This is a genomic window from Paraburkholderia sp. JPY419, assembly GCF_050435705.1.
In the GTDB taxonomy this organism is placed as follows: domain Bacteria; phylum Pseudomonadota; class Gammaproteobacteria; order Burkholderiales; family Burkholderiaceae; genus Paraburkholderia; species Paraburkholderia youngii.
Map to the genome: position 1 here is coordinate 508321 of NZ_JBNDKV010000004.1, position 17486 is coordinate 525806.

The following is a 17486-nucleotide window of genomic DNA, read 5'->3' on the forward strand; positions in this document are numbered from 1 at the left end:
GCGCTAAGGAGTTCGCGCCGAAGCCTGCGTCGTCGATCGTGAACGCACGACTTGAATAAAAACCCGCGCATGACGCGCCAAGCGCCGCAGAGCTGCCATGATCGACATCTTCCTGATTGCCGCGAGCATTGAAAACGCGCAGCGCATCGTCGTGCGGCTCGAACAGAGCGGCGTGCGTTATCGGCTGCACACCGCGTACGGTTCGGCCCGGCAACTGCCGATCCACGCGCGCATGCTCCGCACAGCCGACCTACTGATCGTCGACGACCCCCATCTGAACGTCCGCGGACTCGCCGGTGTCGAGGAAGCGCTTGCCTGCGCGCCGACGCTCCATTGCATGCTGGTGACGCCGGCGCCGTCCAGCGCGCTGATCGGCGCGGCGCTGCGCGTCGGCGTGCGGCAGGTGCTGTCGTGGCCGCTCGACGCTCACGCCGTCGCCGATGCGCTCGCGCGGATCGAAGCGCGGCGTCGCGCGCCCCAGCGGCGCCGCGCGCACGTGGTCACCCTCGCGTCGAGCAAGGGCGGCAGCGGCACCACGCTGATCGCGGTCAACCTCGCGTGCGCGCTCGCCGCGCGGCGTGAGCGGCGCGTGCTGCTGATCGACCTGAGCCAGCAATTCGCCGACGCGAGCCTGCTGATGGCGAATCGCCCGCCGCCGATGACGCTCGCCGATCTGTGCTCGCGCAATGAGCAACTCGACGCGGCGCTGTTCGACGCATGCGCGATGCACGTGCGCCCGAACCTCGATCTGCTCGCCGGCGCCGGCGATCCGCTGAAGGCCGCCGAACTGCTGCCCGGCCAACTCGAGCGGATTCTGACGCTGGTGCGCCAGCGCTACGACGCGGTGCTGATCGACGTCGGCCCGAGCCTGAATCCGTTGACGATCCGCGCGCTCGCGCATAGCGACGCGATCTGCATGGTGGTGCGGCAGAACCCGCTGTACCTGCATGGCGCGCGCCGCATGCTCGATATCTTTCGCGAGCTGGGGCATCCGGCCAGCAAGGTGCGGGTCGTCGTCAATCAGTACGACAAGGACGCGCAGATCAATCTGCCGATGCTCGAACGCACGCTCGGCGCAAGGGTCGCGCATCAACTGCCGCGCGACGATCGGCACGTGGACGAGGCGCTGAGCCTCGGCGTGCCGATCGTCGCGTGCGCGCGCGACAGCGGGCTCGCGCAAGGCATCGTCCTGCTCGCGAACATGCTGTGGCCGGCGGGTGCGGAGCGCCGCAGAAGCATGCTCGGCCGGCTGCTCGCGACGTGGCCGAATCTGCCGCCGTAATTGAAGCCAGGGGTCTAAGCCGACGACGAGCGCTATCGCGCATACCGTAGTAAGGTGAGATACAGGGTCATCCCCCCGGCCTATTCTGAAGAGGTAGAGCGGCTCGCGCCGTCCGGTCACTCGAGCGAGAAAATCACGTGAGCGCAGCACCGTCCATGCAACACGCGCAGGGTTTCAGCGACCTCGCGTCGATCCTGTCCAATCCGATTCTGAATACGGATTCGTACAAGGCATCGCACTTTCTACAATATCCGCCCGACGCGACGGCAATGTTCTCGTATATCGAATCGCGCGGCGGACGTTACGAGCGCACGCTGTTTTTCGGCTTGCAAATGCTGCTGAAGGAATACCTATGCTGGCCGGTCACCGACGCGATGATCGACCAGGCGCGCGCGTTCTTCAGCGCGCACGGCGAGCCGTTCAACGAAGCGGGCTGGCGCTACGTCGTACAGCAATATGGCGGCCATCTGCCGGTGCGGATTCGCGCGGTGCCCGAAGGCTCGGTCGTGCCGACGCACAACGTGCTCGTCACTGTCGAATGCGACGATCCCCACGTGTTCTGGCTTGCGTCGTATCTGGAGACGATGCTGATGCGCGTGTGGTATCCGATCACGGTCGCGACACAAAGCTGGCATCTGCGCCAGACAATCCGCGCAGCTCTGCTGAAAAGCAGCGACGATCTCTCGCAGTTGCCGTTCAAACTGCACGATTTCGGTGCGCGCGGCGTGTCGAGCGCGGAGTCGGCCGCGATCGGCGGCGCGGCGCACCTCGTCAGCTTCATGGGCTCGGATACGGTGCTCGGCGTGCTTGCGGCGAATCACTACTACCACGACAGCATGGCCGCGTTCTCGGTGCCGGCGGCCGAGCACAGCACGATCACGGCGTGGGGCCGCGAGCGCGAAGTCGACGCGTATCGCAACATGATCGCCCGCTTCGGCAAGCCGGGCGCGATCGTTTCTGTGGTGTCCGACTCTTACGACCTGTTCGCCGCGCTGAACGCATGGGGCGGCGAGTTGAAGCAGGCCGTGCTCGATTCCGGCGGCACGCTGGTGATTCGCCCGGATTCCGGCGATCCGTGCACGATCGTGCTGTACACGCTGCGCTCGCTGGAGGCGTCGTTCGGCTCGCAGACGAACAGCAAGGGGCGGCGCGTGCTCGACCACGTACGCGTGATCCAGGGTGACGAGGTGAACCCGGATTCGATCCCCGCGATTCTTGCCGCGATGGACGAGGCGGGCTTCGCCGCCGACAACATCGTGTTCGGCATGGGCGGCGCGCTGTTGCAGAAGATCAACCGCGATACGCAGCGCTTCGCGATGAAGTGCTCCGCGATCCGGCTCGGCGACACGTGGCACGATGTGTCGAAGGACCCGGTCACGGATCACGGCAAGCGCTCGAAGAAAGGCCGGCTCACGTTGCTGCGCCATCGCGGCAGCGGCGAGTACCGGACAGTCACGTTGCCGATCGTGTGGGACGAGCGCACGGTGGCGGGCGAGTGGGACGAAGTGCTCGAGACGGTGTTCGATACGGGCCGCTTGCTGGTCGATACGTCGCTGGCCGAGATTCGAGGCCGCGCCTATGCGGAGGAAGTTTGACCGAGCCATGCCTGACGATCCGTTGACGGCCGACTGCATGCGTGGGTGGCTACGCGAGGCCAGCGAACCCGAGGACGCCGATACGCGTCTGTTCGCCAAACTGATCGCCGCGCGCGACGCTCGCAACGAACTCGCGTTGCTCGGCCTGCAAGCGCATGCATGGCGCGCGCTGCTAGCGAGGCACTTCGTCCGTGCGCGCATTCCGGCATTGCCGCTTCCGGTGGTCCCCAGCGAACACGCGAGCTTCGTCCATGCACTGCACGCGCTGCTCGTCGCGAGCGCGAGCAGCACGGTCCATCCCGACGACGCGCATTGTCTCGCGACGATCATCGCCCATGCGTGTTTGCGTCCGGATCATCTATGGCGCGACCTTGGCCTCGCGGGCCGCGATGAAGTGACGTGGATGCTCACGCGCTACTTCCCGACGCTGGTCGAGCGCAACGTCGATAACCTGCGCTGGAAGAAATTCCTCGCCGCGCAATGCGCGATCTCGTTGGGTCTGCAACCGGGACCTGCGCCGGGTTGCCCGGGCTGCGAAGACTACGGGTACTGCTTCCCACGGCAGCCTTGAAGCGCGCCACTGAGGCGTCGGCGCGAAACCGTTCGTGTATGCTTGCGCGCATGGCCGACACCGCAAAACCCACTAAAAGCAGAGCCGCTCCGGCGACGAAGTCCACCAGGGCGCGTCCCGAGGTGCGCTTCAGAATGCGCATCCGCAACGGCGATGCGGTTGCACTCGGGCCAGGCAAGGTCGATCTGCTCGAAGCGGTGCGCGAATATGGATCGATCTCGGCGGCGGCGCGGAGTCTCGACATGTCATACCGGCGCGCGTGGCTGTTGATCGACGAGCTGAATCGCTCGCTGAAGTCGCCGGCCACGCAATCGGAGCAGGGCGGTCAGAGCGGCGGCGGCTGCACGCTGACGCCGGTCGGCGAAACCATCATCCGGCTGTATCGGGACGTCGAGGAAGAGGCGCGGCGAAGCTGCGCGAAGCAGATCGCCGAACTGGTGAAACTGATCCGCTCGTGAAGGGCCCACGATGGCGTCGGCGCTATCGGTGTGGCGGTATCGGAAGGGTAAAGCCGTCGTCGGCTCGCGCCGGCCCCCATTCACACCGTTTTCCTATATCGTGTGCGCGATGCCCGCCGCCTGCCGCGCGCGGGCTGTTTTTCCGGAGCGCGGCGCGACTCTGCGCGTGCATGACACGTGATGCGCTCCCGCAATACACCACACGACATCAATGAGCCATCCCAACACCGAGCTGATCGAACGCTTCTACACCGCCTTCCAGCATCGCGACGCCGAGACCATGGTCGCCTGTTATGCCGACGACGCCGTCTTCAGCGACCCCGCCTTCGGCGAGCTGGTCGGCGACGAAGTGCGCGATATGTGGCGCATGCTCGTCAAGCATGCGCAGGACTTCACGCTAAGCTTCAGCGACATCGAGGCGGATGACCGTACCGGCCGCGCACAGTGGGTGGCGCGCTACCGTTTCGTCCAGACCGGGCGCGACGTCGTGAACCGGATCGAAGCGCGTTTCGTGTTCCGCGACGGGCTCATCGTCGAGCATCGCGACCGCTTCGATCTGTGGCTGTGGATGCGCCAGGCGATGGGCGTGCGCGGCACGCTGTTCGGCTGGTCGCCGTTCGTGCAGCGGATGCTCAGGCAGCAGGCGCGCCGGGGGCTGCTGCACTATCGCGGGCAGTTGAATCGCGAGCGCGGCTAGGCGCGTGCGGGCGGCGGCGCGCGCATCGCGCTTGCTATCATCGAGGCACGCGCTTGCCCGCACGCCTTGCCGGGCCGCCGCACAGGAAACGCTATGCGAGTCGTCGATGCCGCCTGGCAAGAATGGCTGAGCAGCAATGTCGCGCGCGGCTGCACGCCGGGCTCGATGATCGACGCGATGGTGCAGGCCGGCTTTGCCGACGGCGAAGCCCGTGTGGCGGTCCACCATGCGTTCGACCGGCGCGCGTGCGGCCCCCCAGCGCCCGCCACAGTGGCCGATCCCGCCACCAATCCTTATCGATACGACGCTGCGCCGCTCGCGCGCGGCAACCTGATCCGCGCCGCTGACCGCGACGTACGCGTGTTGCTGCGCTGTGAGCGGCCGCAGCTGGTCGTGTTCGCCGACGTGCTGTCCGCCGGCGAATGTAGCCAGCTGATCGAACGCTCGCGACATCGGTTGAAGCGCTCGACGACGGTCAATCCACTCACCGGCCACGAAGACATGATCCGCAGCCGGACCAGCGAAGGCGTCTGGTATCGGCGCGGCGAAGACCGGTTGATCGCGCGAATCGAACGACGCATCGCTAGCCTGACGAACTGGCCGCTCGAAAACGGCGAAGGCCTGCAGGTGCTTCATTACGACACGCGCGGCGAGTACAGCCCGCATTTCGACTTCTTCGCGCCCGATCAGCCGGGCAGCGCGATCCATACCGCGCAGGGCGGCCAACGCGTCGCGACACTGATCATCTATCTGAACGACGTCGCGGACGGCGGAGAGACGGTGTTTCCCACGGCGGGCCTATCGGTCGCGGCGCGGGCGGGCGGCGCCGTGTATTTCCGCTATATGAACGATGAACGCCAGCTCGACCCGTCGACGCTGCACGGTGGCGCGCCGGTGCTGGCCGGCGACAAATGGATCATGACGAAGTGGATGCGCGAGCGCGCGTACGGCTGAGGCGGCGCCTATTCGGCCGCTTTATAAACATCCGGCCGGTGCAGCTCCATATACCTCTCGGGGTTCGCGAGCGACGTGAACCCGTGCGGCGCATAGACGTGATGCGCGTCGGTCGTGACCAGCACGACTCTGCGCAGACTGGCGAGCGACGGGCTCGCAAACATATGTTTCATCAGCGCCGACGCATACCCCTTGCCGCGATACGCCGGCAGCACGAACACGTCGCACAGGTAAGCGAAGGTCGCCTCGTCGGTGATCAGACGCGCGAACGCGATCTGCTCGCCGTCGACAAAACCGCCATAGCACAGGGAACCGGCGACGGACCGCTCGAAGGTCGCGCGCGGCATGCCCTTGGCCCACGGCGTTTGCAGCGACAGGAACGCGTAGACCATGTCGAAGTCGAGATCGTCGATGCGGCTGGAAATCGTCAGTTCGCTTGCTTGCACGGGGTGTCTCCTGGTTCGCGTAGCGGCGGCGTGTGCCTTAGCCCTTCGCGGCAGTCTCGCCACCGCGCGAACCCCCGCCAATGCTCTGTCCGGCATTGCGCGCGAGCCCCATATAACCGATCACCGACAGCAGCGTCAGCACGCCGGCGAACAGGAACGCGAGGCGGAAATCGTCGAGCGTGAACACGTGGCCGGTCGTCTCGCCGTTGAACAGCGCCGCCACGCGCAGCGACACCGCGCCGAACGCGATGCCCAGACCGATCGTCATTTGCATGGCCGCGCTCCACAGCGTGCTCGCCGCACTCATCTGCGTCTGCTGGATATCGGCGTAGGCGAGCGTCGCCAGCGTCGAGAACTGCATCGAGCGCGTGACGCCGTACACGAACACGACGATCAGCACCAACACGAGCGGTACGTCCGGCGTCAGCAGTCCGCACAAGGTGATGAAAATGCCTGCCACGACCACGTCGACGATCGCCACCATCCGGAAGCCGTAGCGCTGCAGGATGCGCGTGGTCAGCGCCTTCATGCCGAGGTTGCCGACCGCGCTCGCGAGCAGCAGCAGCCCCGAACGGAACGCCGACAGCCCGAAGCCGACTTGGAACAGCAGCGGCATCAGATAGGGCACCGCGCCGATGCCGATGCGCGTGAATGAACCGGTAATGACGGTCACCGAGAACGTCGGCACTTTCAGCGTCGACACGTCGACGAGCGGATGCGGATGACGCTTCGCGTGCAGGAACGCGATCGCGCCGACCAGCAGACCGCCCGCCACGACCGCGATCGCGAGCCACGCATTGGTGGCCGGCTGGCTCGCGAGCTCCGCGCCGTACAGGATCGCGGTCAGCGCGACGCCGCTCAGCAGCAGGCCGACGACGTCGAGCGGCTTGCGTTCGGTGCCGCGCAGGTTCGGCACGATGGCGAGCGCGACGGCGATCGCCGCGAGACCGAACGGCACGTTCAGCAGGAAGATCCAGCGCCACGACGCGTAAGTCGTGATGAAGCCGCCGATCGGCGGCCCGACCACCGGCGCCGCGATGGCCGGCCAGGTGATCGTCGAGATCGCCTGCATCATGCGGGCTTTCTCGGTGCTGCGGACCACGATCAGACGGCCGACCGGCACCATCATCGCGCCGCCGATGCCTTGCAGCAGCCGCGCGGCCGTGAACTCGGGCACATTCTGCGACAGCCCGCACAGCACCGACGCGACCGTGAACACGCCGATCGCGCTGACGAACACCGTGCGCGCGCCGCAGCGGTCGGCGACCCAGCCGCTCGCTGGGATGAAGATCGCGAGCGCGAGCATGTAGGCGGTCATGCCGAGGCTCAGGCTGTTCGGACCGACGCCGAACGAACGCGCCATCTGCGGCAGCGCGGTGGCGATCACCGTGGTGTCGAGGTACTCCATGAAGAAGGTGGCCGCGACGATGTACGGCAGCCAGCCGACATGCGCGGTGCGGGTGCCGCTGCTGCTCATCGCGCGAGCTCCCGCGGCGCGCTGATAGGCGCGCAAAGACCATTGACGGGCCGGCGCGCGGCGCGCGAAGGGTGTGACTTCATGGTGCTTGAGATTACCTGTCGTGTGCGTTTTTGTGCTTCGGGCTGGCGGTGACATCAGCTTGCCTGATTTTCAGCCCCGCTTTCCAGCCCTGAATCCTAACGCAAGAAAGGGTCCCTTTTCACGCACGCGTGCAGCGCGCCGCCGCGCCGCCGCCGTTGCGTCAGTCCTTGGCCGCATATTCCTTGTCCAGCCGGTCATACAGCGGCTTGTTGACGAGCCGCTGGCGCTCGCTGAACGGCGCGACGATGGTCGCGTCCTCGTCGAGGCGGCCGTTGCTTTGCAGCGTGCCGAGCGCGCGCTGCATGCCGAGCACCGCGCCCTGCAGCGCCGCGTTCGCGTACAGCACGATGCCGTAGCCGAGCTTCGCGAGCGCATCGCGCGACTGCACCGGCGTCTTGCCGCCGATCACAATGTTGATGAGCTGCGGCACGTCGAACAGCCCCGGCAGACGCTCGATGTCGGCGAGCGATTCGGTCGCCTCGATGAACAGGATGTCGGCGCCGGCCTCGATGAAGCGATGACCGCGCTCGATCGCGTCCTCGATGCCGTGGACCGCCGCCGCGTCGGTACGCGCCATGATCTGCAGGTTCGCGTCTTCGCGCGCGTCGACGGCCGCGCGGATCTTGCCGACCATCTCGCTCGTCGCGACGACTTCCTTGCCCGAAAAGTGGCCGCATTTCTTCGGCATCACCTGGTCTTCGAACTGGATCACGTCGGCGCCGCTGCGCTCGAGCACGCGCACGGTCTGGCGCACGTTCAACGCGTTGCCGAAGCCGGTGTCGGCATCGACGATCAGCGACAGCGCGACCGCGTCGCGGATGCGCGCGGTGTGCTCGGCGACTTCGGCGAGGCCGATGAAGCCGAGATCGGGCAGACCGAGCGACATATTCGTGACGCCCGCGCCGGTGATGTAGACCGCCTCGAAGCCGGCGTCCTCGATCACGCGCGCGCTCATCGCATTGAACGCGCCGGGCACGAGCAGGCCCTGACGCTGGTTGACCTTGGCGCGGAAGGCGGCGCGGCGGCTGGCGGAAGTGGTGGTCATGATGCGGGTCTCCAGAAGGAAAGGGGGAGTGGAAGGCGGGCGACATTCTGCAGGAAACGTGCCACCTGCGGGCATTCCACGCGTTGTGCCGATGAAACAACGGTTTGCGCGCGGTGGGCTCGGCTTGGGCGTTCGTGGCACAATCGGTGGAACGTTTCATGAAACGTTTCGCGGAACGTTTCAATCAAGGAGAGCCGCGGTGTCCACGTTCACCCCATTCCTCGCGAACCGGAGCCCCGCTGTCGATGTCGGCCGCCCCGGCGTCGCACTCGTCAGTATCAGCCGACTGCAATCGCTTTGCGAGGCGGTAGCGCCGCGCTATGCGGGCCGCGCGAAATTCTTCACGGTGCGGGAGGGTTACGGCGCGGCCGTCGCCGCGCTGCAGGCTTACGTGGACGCAGGTTCCGTCGATGTCGTACTGTCCGCCGGCTCGAACGGCGCGTATCTGCAAGAGAATCTCAGCGTGCCGGTCGTGATGGTCAAGGTGAACGGCTTCGACGTGTTGAGCGCAATCACGCGCGCCACAGCCACGTGGCCGCAAGCGCGCATCGGGCTGGTGCTGCATGAAGCGATCGCGCAGGAGCTGGCCGACCTGAGCCCGCTGCTGAACGTCGATCTGCGGCAGCGCGCGTACAGGTCGATCGACGAAGTGCGGCTCGCGGTCGATGAACTCGCCGCGCAGGGCTGCCGCGTGGTGGTCGGCGCGGGCATGGCCTGCGATCTGGCTCAGCAGGCCGGCATGGAGAGCGTGTTCCTGTACTCGCTCGCCGCGGTCGAGGAAGCGTTCGAGCGCTCGGTCGAACTGGCGCGCGTGAGCCGCCAGAAGGAATCGAAGCGGGTGCGCCTGAATACGATCGTTGCGCACCTGCGCGACGGCGTCGCCGCGTTCGACGAAGCCGGCCAGCTCGAAGCCGTCAACCCGGCGATGCTCGACCTGCTCGGTTCAGGCTCCGCACAGGCGGCCCCGCAGGACGATGAGGACACCCCCGCGCGGGTCGGGCGCGCGCTCGCGCCGCTGTTGCGTGAGACGCGCGTCGCCGACCAGCCGGTCGACGAACGCATCGAGCAGATCGGCGGGCGCGCGCTGATTGTCAGCTGTGTGCCGATCATCGAGCAGGGCGCGCGGGCCGGTTTCGTCGTGACCGCGCAGGACGCGCTCGTTGCGCAACGGATCGACCGCTCGCTGCGTACCAGCCAGCGGCCGAGGCATCTGGTCGCGCGGCATCGGCTCGACGATCTGATCGGCGCGTCGGTGGCGCTCGAGCGCGTGCGCCGGCTCGCGCGCGCCGGCGCCGCGCACGACGCGACCGTGCTGCTGAGCGGCGAAAGCGGCACCGGGAAGGAACTGGTCGCGCAGGGCATCCATAACGCGAGTCGGCGGCGCGGCAATCCGTTCGTCGCGTTCAACTGCGCGGCGCTGCCCGAGGGGCTGATCGAAAGCGAGCTGTTCGGGCACGAGGAAGGGGCGTTCACGGGCGCGCGACGCGGCGGCAAGCCGGGGCTATTTGAAATCGCACACACAGGTACCATCTTTCTCGATGAAATCGGCGAAATGCCGGCCGCGCTGCAAAGCCGGCTACTACGAGTGCTGCAGGAACGCGAGGTGATGAAGCTCGGCGCGGGCCGCGCGACGCCGGTCGACGTGCGAGTGATCGCCGCGACGCACCGCGATCTTCATGCGCTAGTCGAGCAGGGCGCGTTTCGCGCGGATCTGTATTTCAGATTAAATCTGCTTCAGATAAAATTGCCGCCGCTGCGCGAACGCCGCGCCGACATCGCGCCGCTGGCGCGGCATCTGCTGGAGCGCAGCGCGCTCCAGTACGGCTTGTCGGCGGCGGCGCTCGGGCAGGTGCTCGCGTTTCTCGACCCGCTTTTCGCGAACTACGCGTGGCCCGGCAACGTCCGCGAACTGGAAAATCTGCTGGCGCGCGCGGCGATTTATATCGGCGACGGGACCAGCGAGATGTCCGGGAACTCGACCGCCGACGCCTTGCCCGACTGGTTGGCGGTGTTTCCCGAGTTCGGCCGGATCAGGCTGGCCGGGGACGAGCGAATCACGGAAGCGTCTCAGGACGCGAGGCCTGGCAGCACGGCGCCCCGCGCCAGCCCCAGCCGCGAGGATGCGCTGCGCGCCCTCGAACAATGTGGCGGCAATCGTGCCGCCGCCAGCCGCGCGCTCGGCATCGGCCGAACCACGCTGTGGCGGCTTCTGAAGGGCTGAAACGCCGCGCCATTCGACCCGATAGTCTCGACCGACAAAACTAATAGGATGGGACTATCGAACTCATTAACACAATCCACTTTACCTATTAAGTGTAGTCTGAGATACTGACTCTACTTTCCAACCACCCTCCAAAGAGGATTCAGCAAATGCCGATCATCAACAGTCAAGTCAAACCGTTCAAAGCACAGGCTTACCACAACGGCGATTTCACGACCGTCACTGAAGAAGACCTGAAGGGCAAGTGGTCGGTTTTCGTGTTCTACCCGGCGGACTTCACCTTCGTGTGCCCGACCGAACTGGGCGACCTGGCCGATCGTTACGAAGAGTTCAAGAAGATTGGCGTTGAGATCTACAGCGTGTCGACCGATACGCACTTCACGCACAAGGCATGGCACGACACGTCGGACACGATCCAGAAGATCAAGTACCCGATGCTGGCTGACCCGACGCTCGCTATCTCGCGCAACTTCGACGTGCTGATCGAAGAAGAAGGGCTCGCGCTGCGCGGCACGTTCGTGATCAACCCGGAAGGCGAGATCAAGCTGTGCGAAATCCACGACAACGGCATCGGCCGTGACGCTGGCGAACTGCTGCGCAAGGTTCAGGCTGCGCAATACATCGCGGCTCACCCGGGTGAAGTGTGCCCCGCCAAGTGGACGCCGGGCGCAGAAACGCTGACCCCGTCGCTCGACCTGATCGGCAAGATCTAAGGTCCGCGCAGCTCACGCTGCCCTCGCAGTCTGCATCTGCCGGGGTCATCCCGGCGCATTACCGCGCGAATCGCCTGCTACGGCGTTTCGCGCGTTCCCCGGGCCCAGCATGTCCTATCCGGACGTGCGCGGCGCCGGGACACCAACACCCCTCGTCACGGAATCGCAAACGCCATGCTTGACGCCAATCTCAAGACTCAACTGAAGTCGTACCTCGAAAAAGTTAGCAGGCCTATCGAGCTCGTTGCATCGCTTGACGACAGCGCGAAATCGCAGGAACTGCTGGCCCTGCTGAACGACATCGCGACTCTGTCGGAGCGCGTTACGGTGATCGAGCGTCGCGGTGACGACGAGCGCAAGCCGTCGTTTTCGATCGGCGAAGCGGGCAAGGAAGCGGGCATTCGTTTCGCCGGCATTCCGATGGGTCATGAATTCACGTCGCTCGTCCTCGCACTGCTGCAGGTCGGCGGCCATCCGGTCAAACTCGACGATGCGGTGATCGAACAGATCCGCAGCCTCGACGGCGACTATCAATTCGAAACGTATTTCTCGCTGTCGTGCCAGAACTGCCCGGAAGTCGTGCAGGCGCTGAACGTGATGGCGTTGATCAATCCGCGCATCCGTCACGTCGCGATTGACGGCGCGCTGTTCCAGAACGAAGTCGAAGCGCGCCAGATCATGGCGGTACCGACGATGTTCCTGAACGGCGAGACCTTCGGCCAGGGCCGCAGCGGCGTGAAGGAAATCCTCGCGAAGCTCGACACCAACGCCGGTGCGCGCGCCGCGAAGGAACTGGAAAAGAAGCCGGTGTTCGATACGCTGATCGTCGGCGGCGGCCCGGCGGGCGCTGCGGCGGCGATCTATTCGGCGCGCAAGGGCATCGCGACTGGCGTCGTGGCCGAGCGATTCGGCGGCCAGGTGCTCGATACGCTGGCGATCGAAAACTTCGTGTCGGTGACCGAAACCGAAGGGCCGAAGTTCGCGACGGCGCTCGAACAGCACGTGAAGGCGTATGACGTCGACATCATGGACGTGCAGCGTGCCGAAGCGCTGATTCCGGGGCGCATCAACGAAGTGCGTCTGGCGAACGGCGCGGTGCTGAAGGCGAAGACGATCATCCTCGCGACCGGCGCGCGCTGGCGCGAAATCAACGTGCCGGGCGAGCGCGAGTACCGCAATCACGGCGTCGCCTACTGCCCGCACTGCGATGGCCCGCTATTCAAGGGCAAGCGCGTCGCGGTGATCGGCGGCGGCAACTCGGGCGTCGAAGCGGCGATCGACCTCGCGGGTCTCGTGCGCGAAGTAACGCTGCTCGAATTCGGCGCGACGCTGCGTGCCGACGAAGTGCTGCAACGCAAGCTGCGCAGCCTGTCGAACGTGACGATCGTCACGCAGGCGCAGACCACGGAAATCACAGGCGACGGCAAGAAGGTCAACGGACTGGTCTATAAGAACCTCGCTTCGGGCGAAGTGAAGCAGGTCGAACTCGAAGGCGTGTTCGTGCAGATCGGTCTCGTGCCGAACACCGAATGGCTGAAGGGCACGGTCGAGCTGTCGAAGCATGGCGAGATCGTCGTCGATGCGCGCGGCGCGACGTCGGTGCCGGGCGTGTTCGCCGCCGGCGACGTGACCACGGTGCCGTTCAAGCAGATCGTGATCGCGGTGGGCGAAGGCGCGAAGGCATCGCTGTCCGCGTTCGATCACCTGATTCGCCACAGCGAAGAAGTCGCGGCGGTCAGCGAAGCGGAAGCCGAAGCAGCAGTTTGATCCGGCAGATGAGAGACGCAAACGGCGGCCCGCGGGCCGCCGTTTCAGTTTGCGCACGAAAAAAGACCCGCTGCAGCGGGCCTTTTTCGTAAAAGCGCGGAAATCGATATCAACGCCGGTCGAACGAATACTTGCCAGGGCCGGTCACGCATAACAACAGCAAGCCGCCGATGATGCCGATGTTCTTGTAGAAATGAATCATGTTGTCGTATTGCATCGCGCCCGTCATGTTCCAGTAGTGGTGGCCGATGATCGCGGTGCCGAGCGTATACAGCGCAAGCAGCAGCGCCAGCGGTCGCGTGAAGAAACCCACCAGCAGCGCGACGCCCACGACCAGTTCCATCAGCACCGCGATAACGGCGGACAACTCCGGCACAGGAGCGCCGGTCGACGTCATATAAGCGACGGTGCCGGAAAAGCCGGTCAGCTTCGACCAGCCGAACATCACGAACAGCACCATCAGCAGGATTCGAGCGACGAGAACCACAGCGTCTTTCTGGTTTTCAAACAGCGTATAGCGCATGATTTTTCCCGTTAGGGTAGAGAGTTGAAGCTCGCTGAACATCGTCGTCCAGCGAGCCACGTTCAAGATTGAGTCATTAACGGCGCAAGCGGAGCGCTTATGCCCACAGTGCCGAGGTCTCGATGTTGCGCAGGTCGAACACGAGCACTTCCGCGTCGCGGCCCTGCGTGAACGTCAGCGCTTCTTCGCCACGCACCCGTGCCCCGTCGCCCTCGCCAAGCTCGACGCCATTCACCGTGACGGTGCCGCGCGCCACATGAACATACGCATAACGGTCCTTCGCGAGTTCGAGCCGCGCGGTTTCGTCGCCGTTGAAAAGACCCGCATACACACGTGCGTCCTGTTGTAATTGCAGCGAACCGTTCGCACCGTCCGGCGACAGCACCAGCCGCAGCACGCCGCGCTTGTCGGCCGCGCCGAAGTGCTTTTGCTGATAGCGCGGCTTCGTGCCTTGCCGCGACGGCGCGATCCAGATTTGCAGGAAATGCACCGGCTCGCTCTTCGAATGGTTGTATTCGCTGTGCGCCACGCCGGTGCCCGCGCTCATCAACTGGATGTCGCCCGGCACGATCACCGAGCCCGTGCCCATCGTGTCCTTGTGTTCGAGCGCGCCTTCGAGCACGTACGAAAAGATCTCCATGTCGCGATGCGGATGCTTGCCGAAGCCTTGCGCCGGTGCCACACGGTCGTCGTTGATCACGAGCAGGTCGGAGAAGCCGTTCTGCTTCGGATCATGATAGTGCGCGAACGAAAACGTATGGCGCGAGCTGAGCCAGCCGTGTTCCGCGCGGCCACGTTGGTTGGCGTGTCTGATTTCGAGCATGCTGTTTTCTCCTTGAGTTTTGTCGTGTGATCCGGGCCAGATGATTGGCTGCGATCGATGAATGACAGTGTAGGTCAATCCAGCTCGTTATAATCATGGTAAAAACCGGAAACACTGTCGCAGATGAGTGGACAATACAATGCAACTCGATGACATGCGAATCTTCGTCGCGACTGTCGACGCCCACAATTTCACCGCCGCGGCAAACCGGCTGTCGCTGTCGAAACAGTTCGTGAGCCGCCGTGTGATGGCGCTCGAGGAAGCGCTCGGCGTGCAACTGCTGATTCGCAATACGCGCAAGCTGGCGGTGACCGATCTGGGCCAGGAGTTCTACGAGCGGGCGAAGCGCATCCTCGGGGAGGTCGAGGACGCCGAGCAGGCGATGTCGTTGCGCCGTGCCGGGCCGCGCGGGCTGCTACGCGTGAGCGCGCCGATGTCGTTCGGCATGACGCATCTGTCGCCGCTCGTCGCGGCGTTTCTGCGCGAGCATCGCGACGTGCGCTTCGATATGGAACTGAGCGATCGCGCCGTCGATGTGGTCGGCGAGGGCTTCGACATGACGATCCGTATCGGCACGCTGGCGGATTCGTCGCTGATCGCGCAAAAGCTGATCGATGTGAGGATGATTGCGTGCTGCAGCCCCGGTTATCTGCGGCGGCGTGGCAGCCCGGCCGTGCCGGCCGATCTCGTGAATCACGATTGCCTGCTGTACGGCCACGGCGGCGCGGTGAGCTGGGAGTTTCGGGTCGACGGCGCGGTCAGGAGCGTCGAGGTGCGCGGGCCGTTGCGGGCCAATAACGGCGAGCTGATTCGCGATTCGGCCGTCGCGGGACTGGGAATCGTCCGGCTGCCCGATTTCATCATCGCCGATGCGCTCGCCAGCGGACAGCTCGTGCCCGTGCTCGAAGCGTTCCTGCCGTCGGCGACGGGCGTCTATGCCGTGTATCCGCAGCATCGGCAAAGCTCGGTCACGATCCGGGCATTCGTCGAGTTTCTGCGCAAGCATTTGAGGAAAAAGCTCGCGGCCGACCCGCGGACGCCCGTCGGCTAAATCTTCTAAACCCCATCAACCGTCGCGGAAGATCAAGCTGTACGCGCTCAACGCCGGCACGCCGCCCAAGTGCGCATACAGCACGCGCGAGCCGGCCGGAAATTCGCCGTTACGGACCTTGTCGATCATGCCGTGCATCGATTTTCCCTCGTACACCGGATCGGTCAGCATGCCTTCGAGCCGCGCGCACAAGCGGATCGCCTCGAGCGTGCCGTCGTTCGGCAGACCGTATTCCGGACCGCCGTAGCGTTCGTCGAGCACGATGTCCTTCGCGTTGATGTCGCGGCCCAGCTCGACGCTCTCGGCGGTCCGCTTCGCGATGCGGGTGATCTGCTCGCGCGTCTGCGCCGGTTTCGCCGAGGCGTCGATGCCGATCACCCGCTCGGCGCGGCCGTCGGCGGCGAAACCGACCACCATGCCTGCCTGGGTGCTGCCCGTCACCGAGCACACGACGATGTAGTCGAACCTGAAGCCCAGTTCGGCTTCCTGCTGGCGCACCTCTTCGGCGAAGCCGACGAAGCCGAGCCCGCCCAGCGGATGATCCGAGCAGCCGGCCGGAATCGCGTACGGCTTGCCGCCGGCCGCGCGCACGCTGTCGAGCGCGTCCTCCCAACTCTTGCGAAAGCCGATGTCGAAGCCGTCCGGCACGAGCCGCACGTCGGCGCCCATCATGCGCGACATCTGGATGTTGCCGACGCGGTCGTACACCGCATCCGAGTAATTGACCCAGTTCTCCTGCACCAGCACGCATTTCAGGCCCAGATGCGCGGCAACCGCCGCGACTTGGCGCGTCTGGTTCGACTGGATGCCGCCGATCGACACGAGCGTGTCGCAGCCCTGCGCGAGCGCGTCGGGGATCAGATATTCGAGCTTGCGGGTCTTGTTGCCGCCGAACGCGAGGCCGCTGTTGCAGTCCTCGCGCTTGGCATAAAGCTTGACCTTGCCGCCGAGATGCTCGCTCAGACGGTTGAGCGGCCGGATCGGCGTCGGCCCGAAGGTGAGCGAGTAGCGGGGGAAACGTTGCAGGTTCATCGCGGCTCCGTGGTGGTGATTTCCGTGGGTTCATGTTAGAAAAAACCACCAGAAATGAGCTTGCGAAAAAAATCGCGCGCACGTACTTTTAAAAATTAACGACTGTCTTCTTCCTCATAAAAGTTCGTATACATGGCCATCAGCGCAACGAAAGTTCGTACTGGGTCGAAACCATCCGATCCCCACCACGCGCTCGATCGCATCGATCGCGCGATCCTGCGGCAGTTGCAAACCGACGCGTCCATTTCGAACGTGGCGCTCGCCGCGAAAGTGAAGCTGAGCGCGCCGGCGTGTTTGCGACGCGTCGAACGCTTGAAGGAATCGGGGCTGATTCGCGGCGTGGTCGCGCTACTCGACCCGAAGGCGGCGGGCGCGGGCATGCTGGTGATGATCGGCGTGGTGCTCGATCGCTCGACGCCCGAGTCGTTCGCCGAATTCGAAAAGGCCGCGCAGAAGGTGGCCGGCTGCATGGAGTGCCACGTGGTGACCGGCGAGTTCGACTATTTCATGGTGATCCGCACGCGCGACAGCGACAGCTTCAATCGCCTCCACGCGGAGCAGTTGCTGTATTTACCGGGCGTGCGGCAGATCCGCTCGTTCATGGTGCTGAAGGAAATCCTCTCGACCACGAAATTTCCGCTGTAAGCCGCTCGGCCACCCGGCCGCGCAGCCGGCCGCAAAAACGCGCATGCTGTCATAAACGCCGCGCCCGCGCGACCAAGCTTCGGCGCACCCGCGTGCGGCCTG

Annotated in this window: 17 protein-coding genes; 11 read left to right on the plus strand and 6 right to left on the minus strand. The window is 65.1% G+C overall.

Annotated features, from left to right (window positions below):
* Positions 1-97: 97 nt before the first annotated feature.
* The 6 genes from QFZ91_RS30860 to QFZ91_RS30885 all read left to right on the plus strand — a co-directional run bounded on the left by QFZ91_RS30860 (position 98) and on the right by QFZ91_RS30885 (position 5557).
* The gene (locus tag QFZ91_RS30860) at positions 98-1282 is read left to right on the plus strand and encodes an AAA family ATPase (RefSeq protein WP_429569490.1); all 1185 of its coding nucleotides are present in this window, start codon (positions 98-100) and stop codon (positions 1280-1282) included.
* 155 nt (positions 1283-1437) lie between these two features.
* Positions 1438-2877, plus strand: coding sequence for a nicotinate phosphoribosyltransferase (locus QFZ91_RS30865; RefSeq protein ID WP_429569491.1), 1440 nt, complete (start codon positions 1438-1440; stop codon positions 2875-2877).
* Positions 2878-2884: 7 nt separating this feature from the next.
* On the plus strand, positions 2885-3448 hold the full coding sequence (locus QFZ91_RS30870) for a nitrogen fixation protein NifQ (RefSeq protein WP_429569492.1): 564 nt from the start codon (positions 2885-2887) through the stop codon (positions 3446-3448).
* Positions 3449-3486: 38 nt separating this feature from the next.
* Positions 3487-3906: a winged helix-turn-helix domain-containing protein gene (locus QFZ91_RS30875; protein ID WP_368596162.1), complete on the plus strand. Its 420-nt coding sequence runs from the start codon at positions 3487-3489 to the stop codon at positions 3904-3906.
* Between the two features lie 211 nt (positions 3907-4117).
* Positions 4118-4603 carry a nuclear transport factor 2 family protein gene (locus QFZ91_RS30880; protein WP_184227391.1) on the plus strand — a complete coding sequence of 162 codons (486 nt, stop codon included), beginning with the start codon at positions 4118-4120 and terminating at the stop codon, positions 4601-4603.
* A gap of 93 nt (positions 4604-4696) precedes the next feature.
* Positions 4697-5557: a 2OG-Fe(II) oxygenase gene (locus QFZ91_RS30885; RefSeq protein ID WP_429569493.1), complete on the plus strand. Its 861-nt coding sequence runs from the start codon at positions 4697-4699 to the stop codon at positions 5555-5557.
* A gap of 8 nt (positions 5558-5565) precedes the next feature.
* Here QFZ91_RS30885 and QFZ91_RS30890 read toward each other — a convergent pair whose 3' ends face one another.
* The 3 genes from QFZ91_RS30890 to QFZ91_RS30900 all read right to left on the minus strand — a co-directional run bounded on the left by QFZ91_RS30890 (position 5566) and on the right by QFZ91_RS30900 (position 8609).
* Complete coding sequence (locus tag QFZ91_RS30890) at positions 5566-6003, minus strand: GNAT family N-acetyltransferase (protein WP_429569494.1); 438 nt, start codon at positions 6001-6003, stop codon at positions 5566-5568.
* Positions 6004-6040: 37 nt separating this feature from the next.
* Positions 6041-7480, minus strand: coding sequence for an MFS transporter (locus tag QFZ91_RS30895; protein WP_429569495.1), 1440 nt, complete (start codon positions 7478-7480; stop codon positions 6041-6043).
* 244 nt (positions 7481-7724) lie between these two features.
* Complete coding sequence (locus QFZ91_RS30900) at positions 7725-8609, minus strand: isocitrate lyase/PEP mutase family protein (protein WP_429569496.1); 885 nt, start codon at positions 8607-8609, stop codon at positions 7725-7727.
* Between the two features lie 199 nt (positions 8610-8808).
* Here QFZ91_RS30900 and prpR point away from each other — a divergent pair, with 199 nt between their 5' ends.
* The 3 genes from prpR to ahpF all read left to right on the plus strand — a co-directional run bounded on the left by prpR (position 8809) and on the right by ahpF (position 13310).
* Positions 8809-10830 carry a propionate catabolism operon regulatory protein PrpR gene (gene prpR / locus QFZ91_RS30905; RefSeq protein ID WP_429569497.1) on the plus strand — a complete coding sequence of 674 codons (2022 nt, stop codon included), beginning with the start codon at positions 8809-8811 and terminating at the stop codon, positions 10828-10830.
* A 149-nt stretch (positions 10831-10979) separates the two neighbouring features.
* Positions 10980-11543 (plus strand): alkyl hydroperoxide reductase subunit C, encoded by a 564-nt coding sequence (gene ahpC / locus QFZ91_RS30910; protein ID WP_429569498.1) that lies wholly within the window; start codon positions 10980-10982, stop codon positions 11541-11543.
* 174 nt (positions 11544-11717) lie between these two features.
* Positions 11718-13310 (plus strand): alkyl hydroperoxide reductase subunit F, encoded by a 1593-nt coding sequence (ahpF, locus tag QFZ91_RS30915; RefSeq protein ID WP_176123766.1) that lies wholly within the window; start codon positions 11718-11720, stop codon positions 13308-13310.
* Positions 13311-13419: 109 nt separating this feature from the next.
* On the opposite strand, the gene QFZ91_RS30920 is transcribed toward ahpF, so the two are convergent.
* Both QFZ91_RS30920 and QFZ91_RS30925 read right to left on the minus strand, forming a co-directional pair.
* On the minus strand, positions 13420-13833 hold the full coding sequence (locus tag QFZ91_RS30920; RefSeq protein ID WP_429569499.1) for a DoxX family protein: 414 nt from the start codon (positions 13831-13833) through the stop codon (positions 13420-13422).
* A 97-nt stretch (positions 13834-13930) separates the two neighbouring features.
* Positions 13931-14656 (minus strand): pirin family protein, encoded by a 726-nt coding sequence (locus QFZ91_RS30925; protein WP_429569500.1) that lies wholly within the window; start codon positions 14654-14656, stop codon positions 13931-13933.
* A gap of 139 nt (positions 14657-14795) precedes the next feature.
* On the opposite strand from QFZ91_RS30925, the gene QFZ91_RS30930 reads away from it, so the two are divergent.
* The gene (locus QFZ91_RS30930) at positions 14796-15707 is read left to right on the plus strand and encodes a LysR family transcriptional regulator (protein WP_429569501.1); all 912 of its coding nucleotides are present in this window, start codon (positions 14796-14798) and stop codon (positions 15705-15707) included.
* 15 nt (positions 15708-15722) lie between these two features.
* On the opposite strand, the gene QFZ91_RS30935 is transcribed toward QFZ91_RS30930, so the two are convergent.
* Positions 15723-16739 carry a 1-aminocyclopropane-1-carboxylate deaminase gene (locus QFZ91_RS30935; RefSeq protein WP_429569502.1) on the minus strand — a complete coding sequence of 339 codons (1017 nt, stop codon included), beginning with the start codon at positions 16737-16739 and terminating at the stop codon, positions 15723-15725.
* Positions 16740-16877: 138 nt separating this feature from the next.
* Here QFZ91_RS30935 and QFZ91_RS30940 point away from each other — a divergent pair, with 138 nt between their 5' ends.
* On the plus strand, positions 16878-17384 hold the full coding sequence (locus tag QFZ91_RS30940) for an Lrp/AsnC family transcriptional regulator (RefSeq protein ID WP_429570918.1): 507 nt from the start codon (positions 16878-16880) through the stop codon (positions 17382-17384).
* Positions 17385-17486 lie beyond the last annotated feature (102 nt).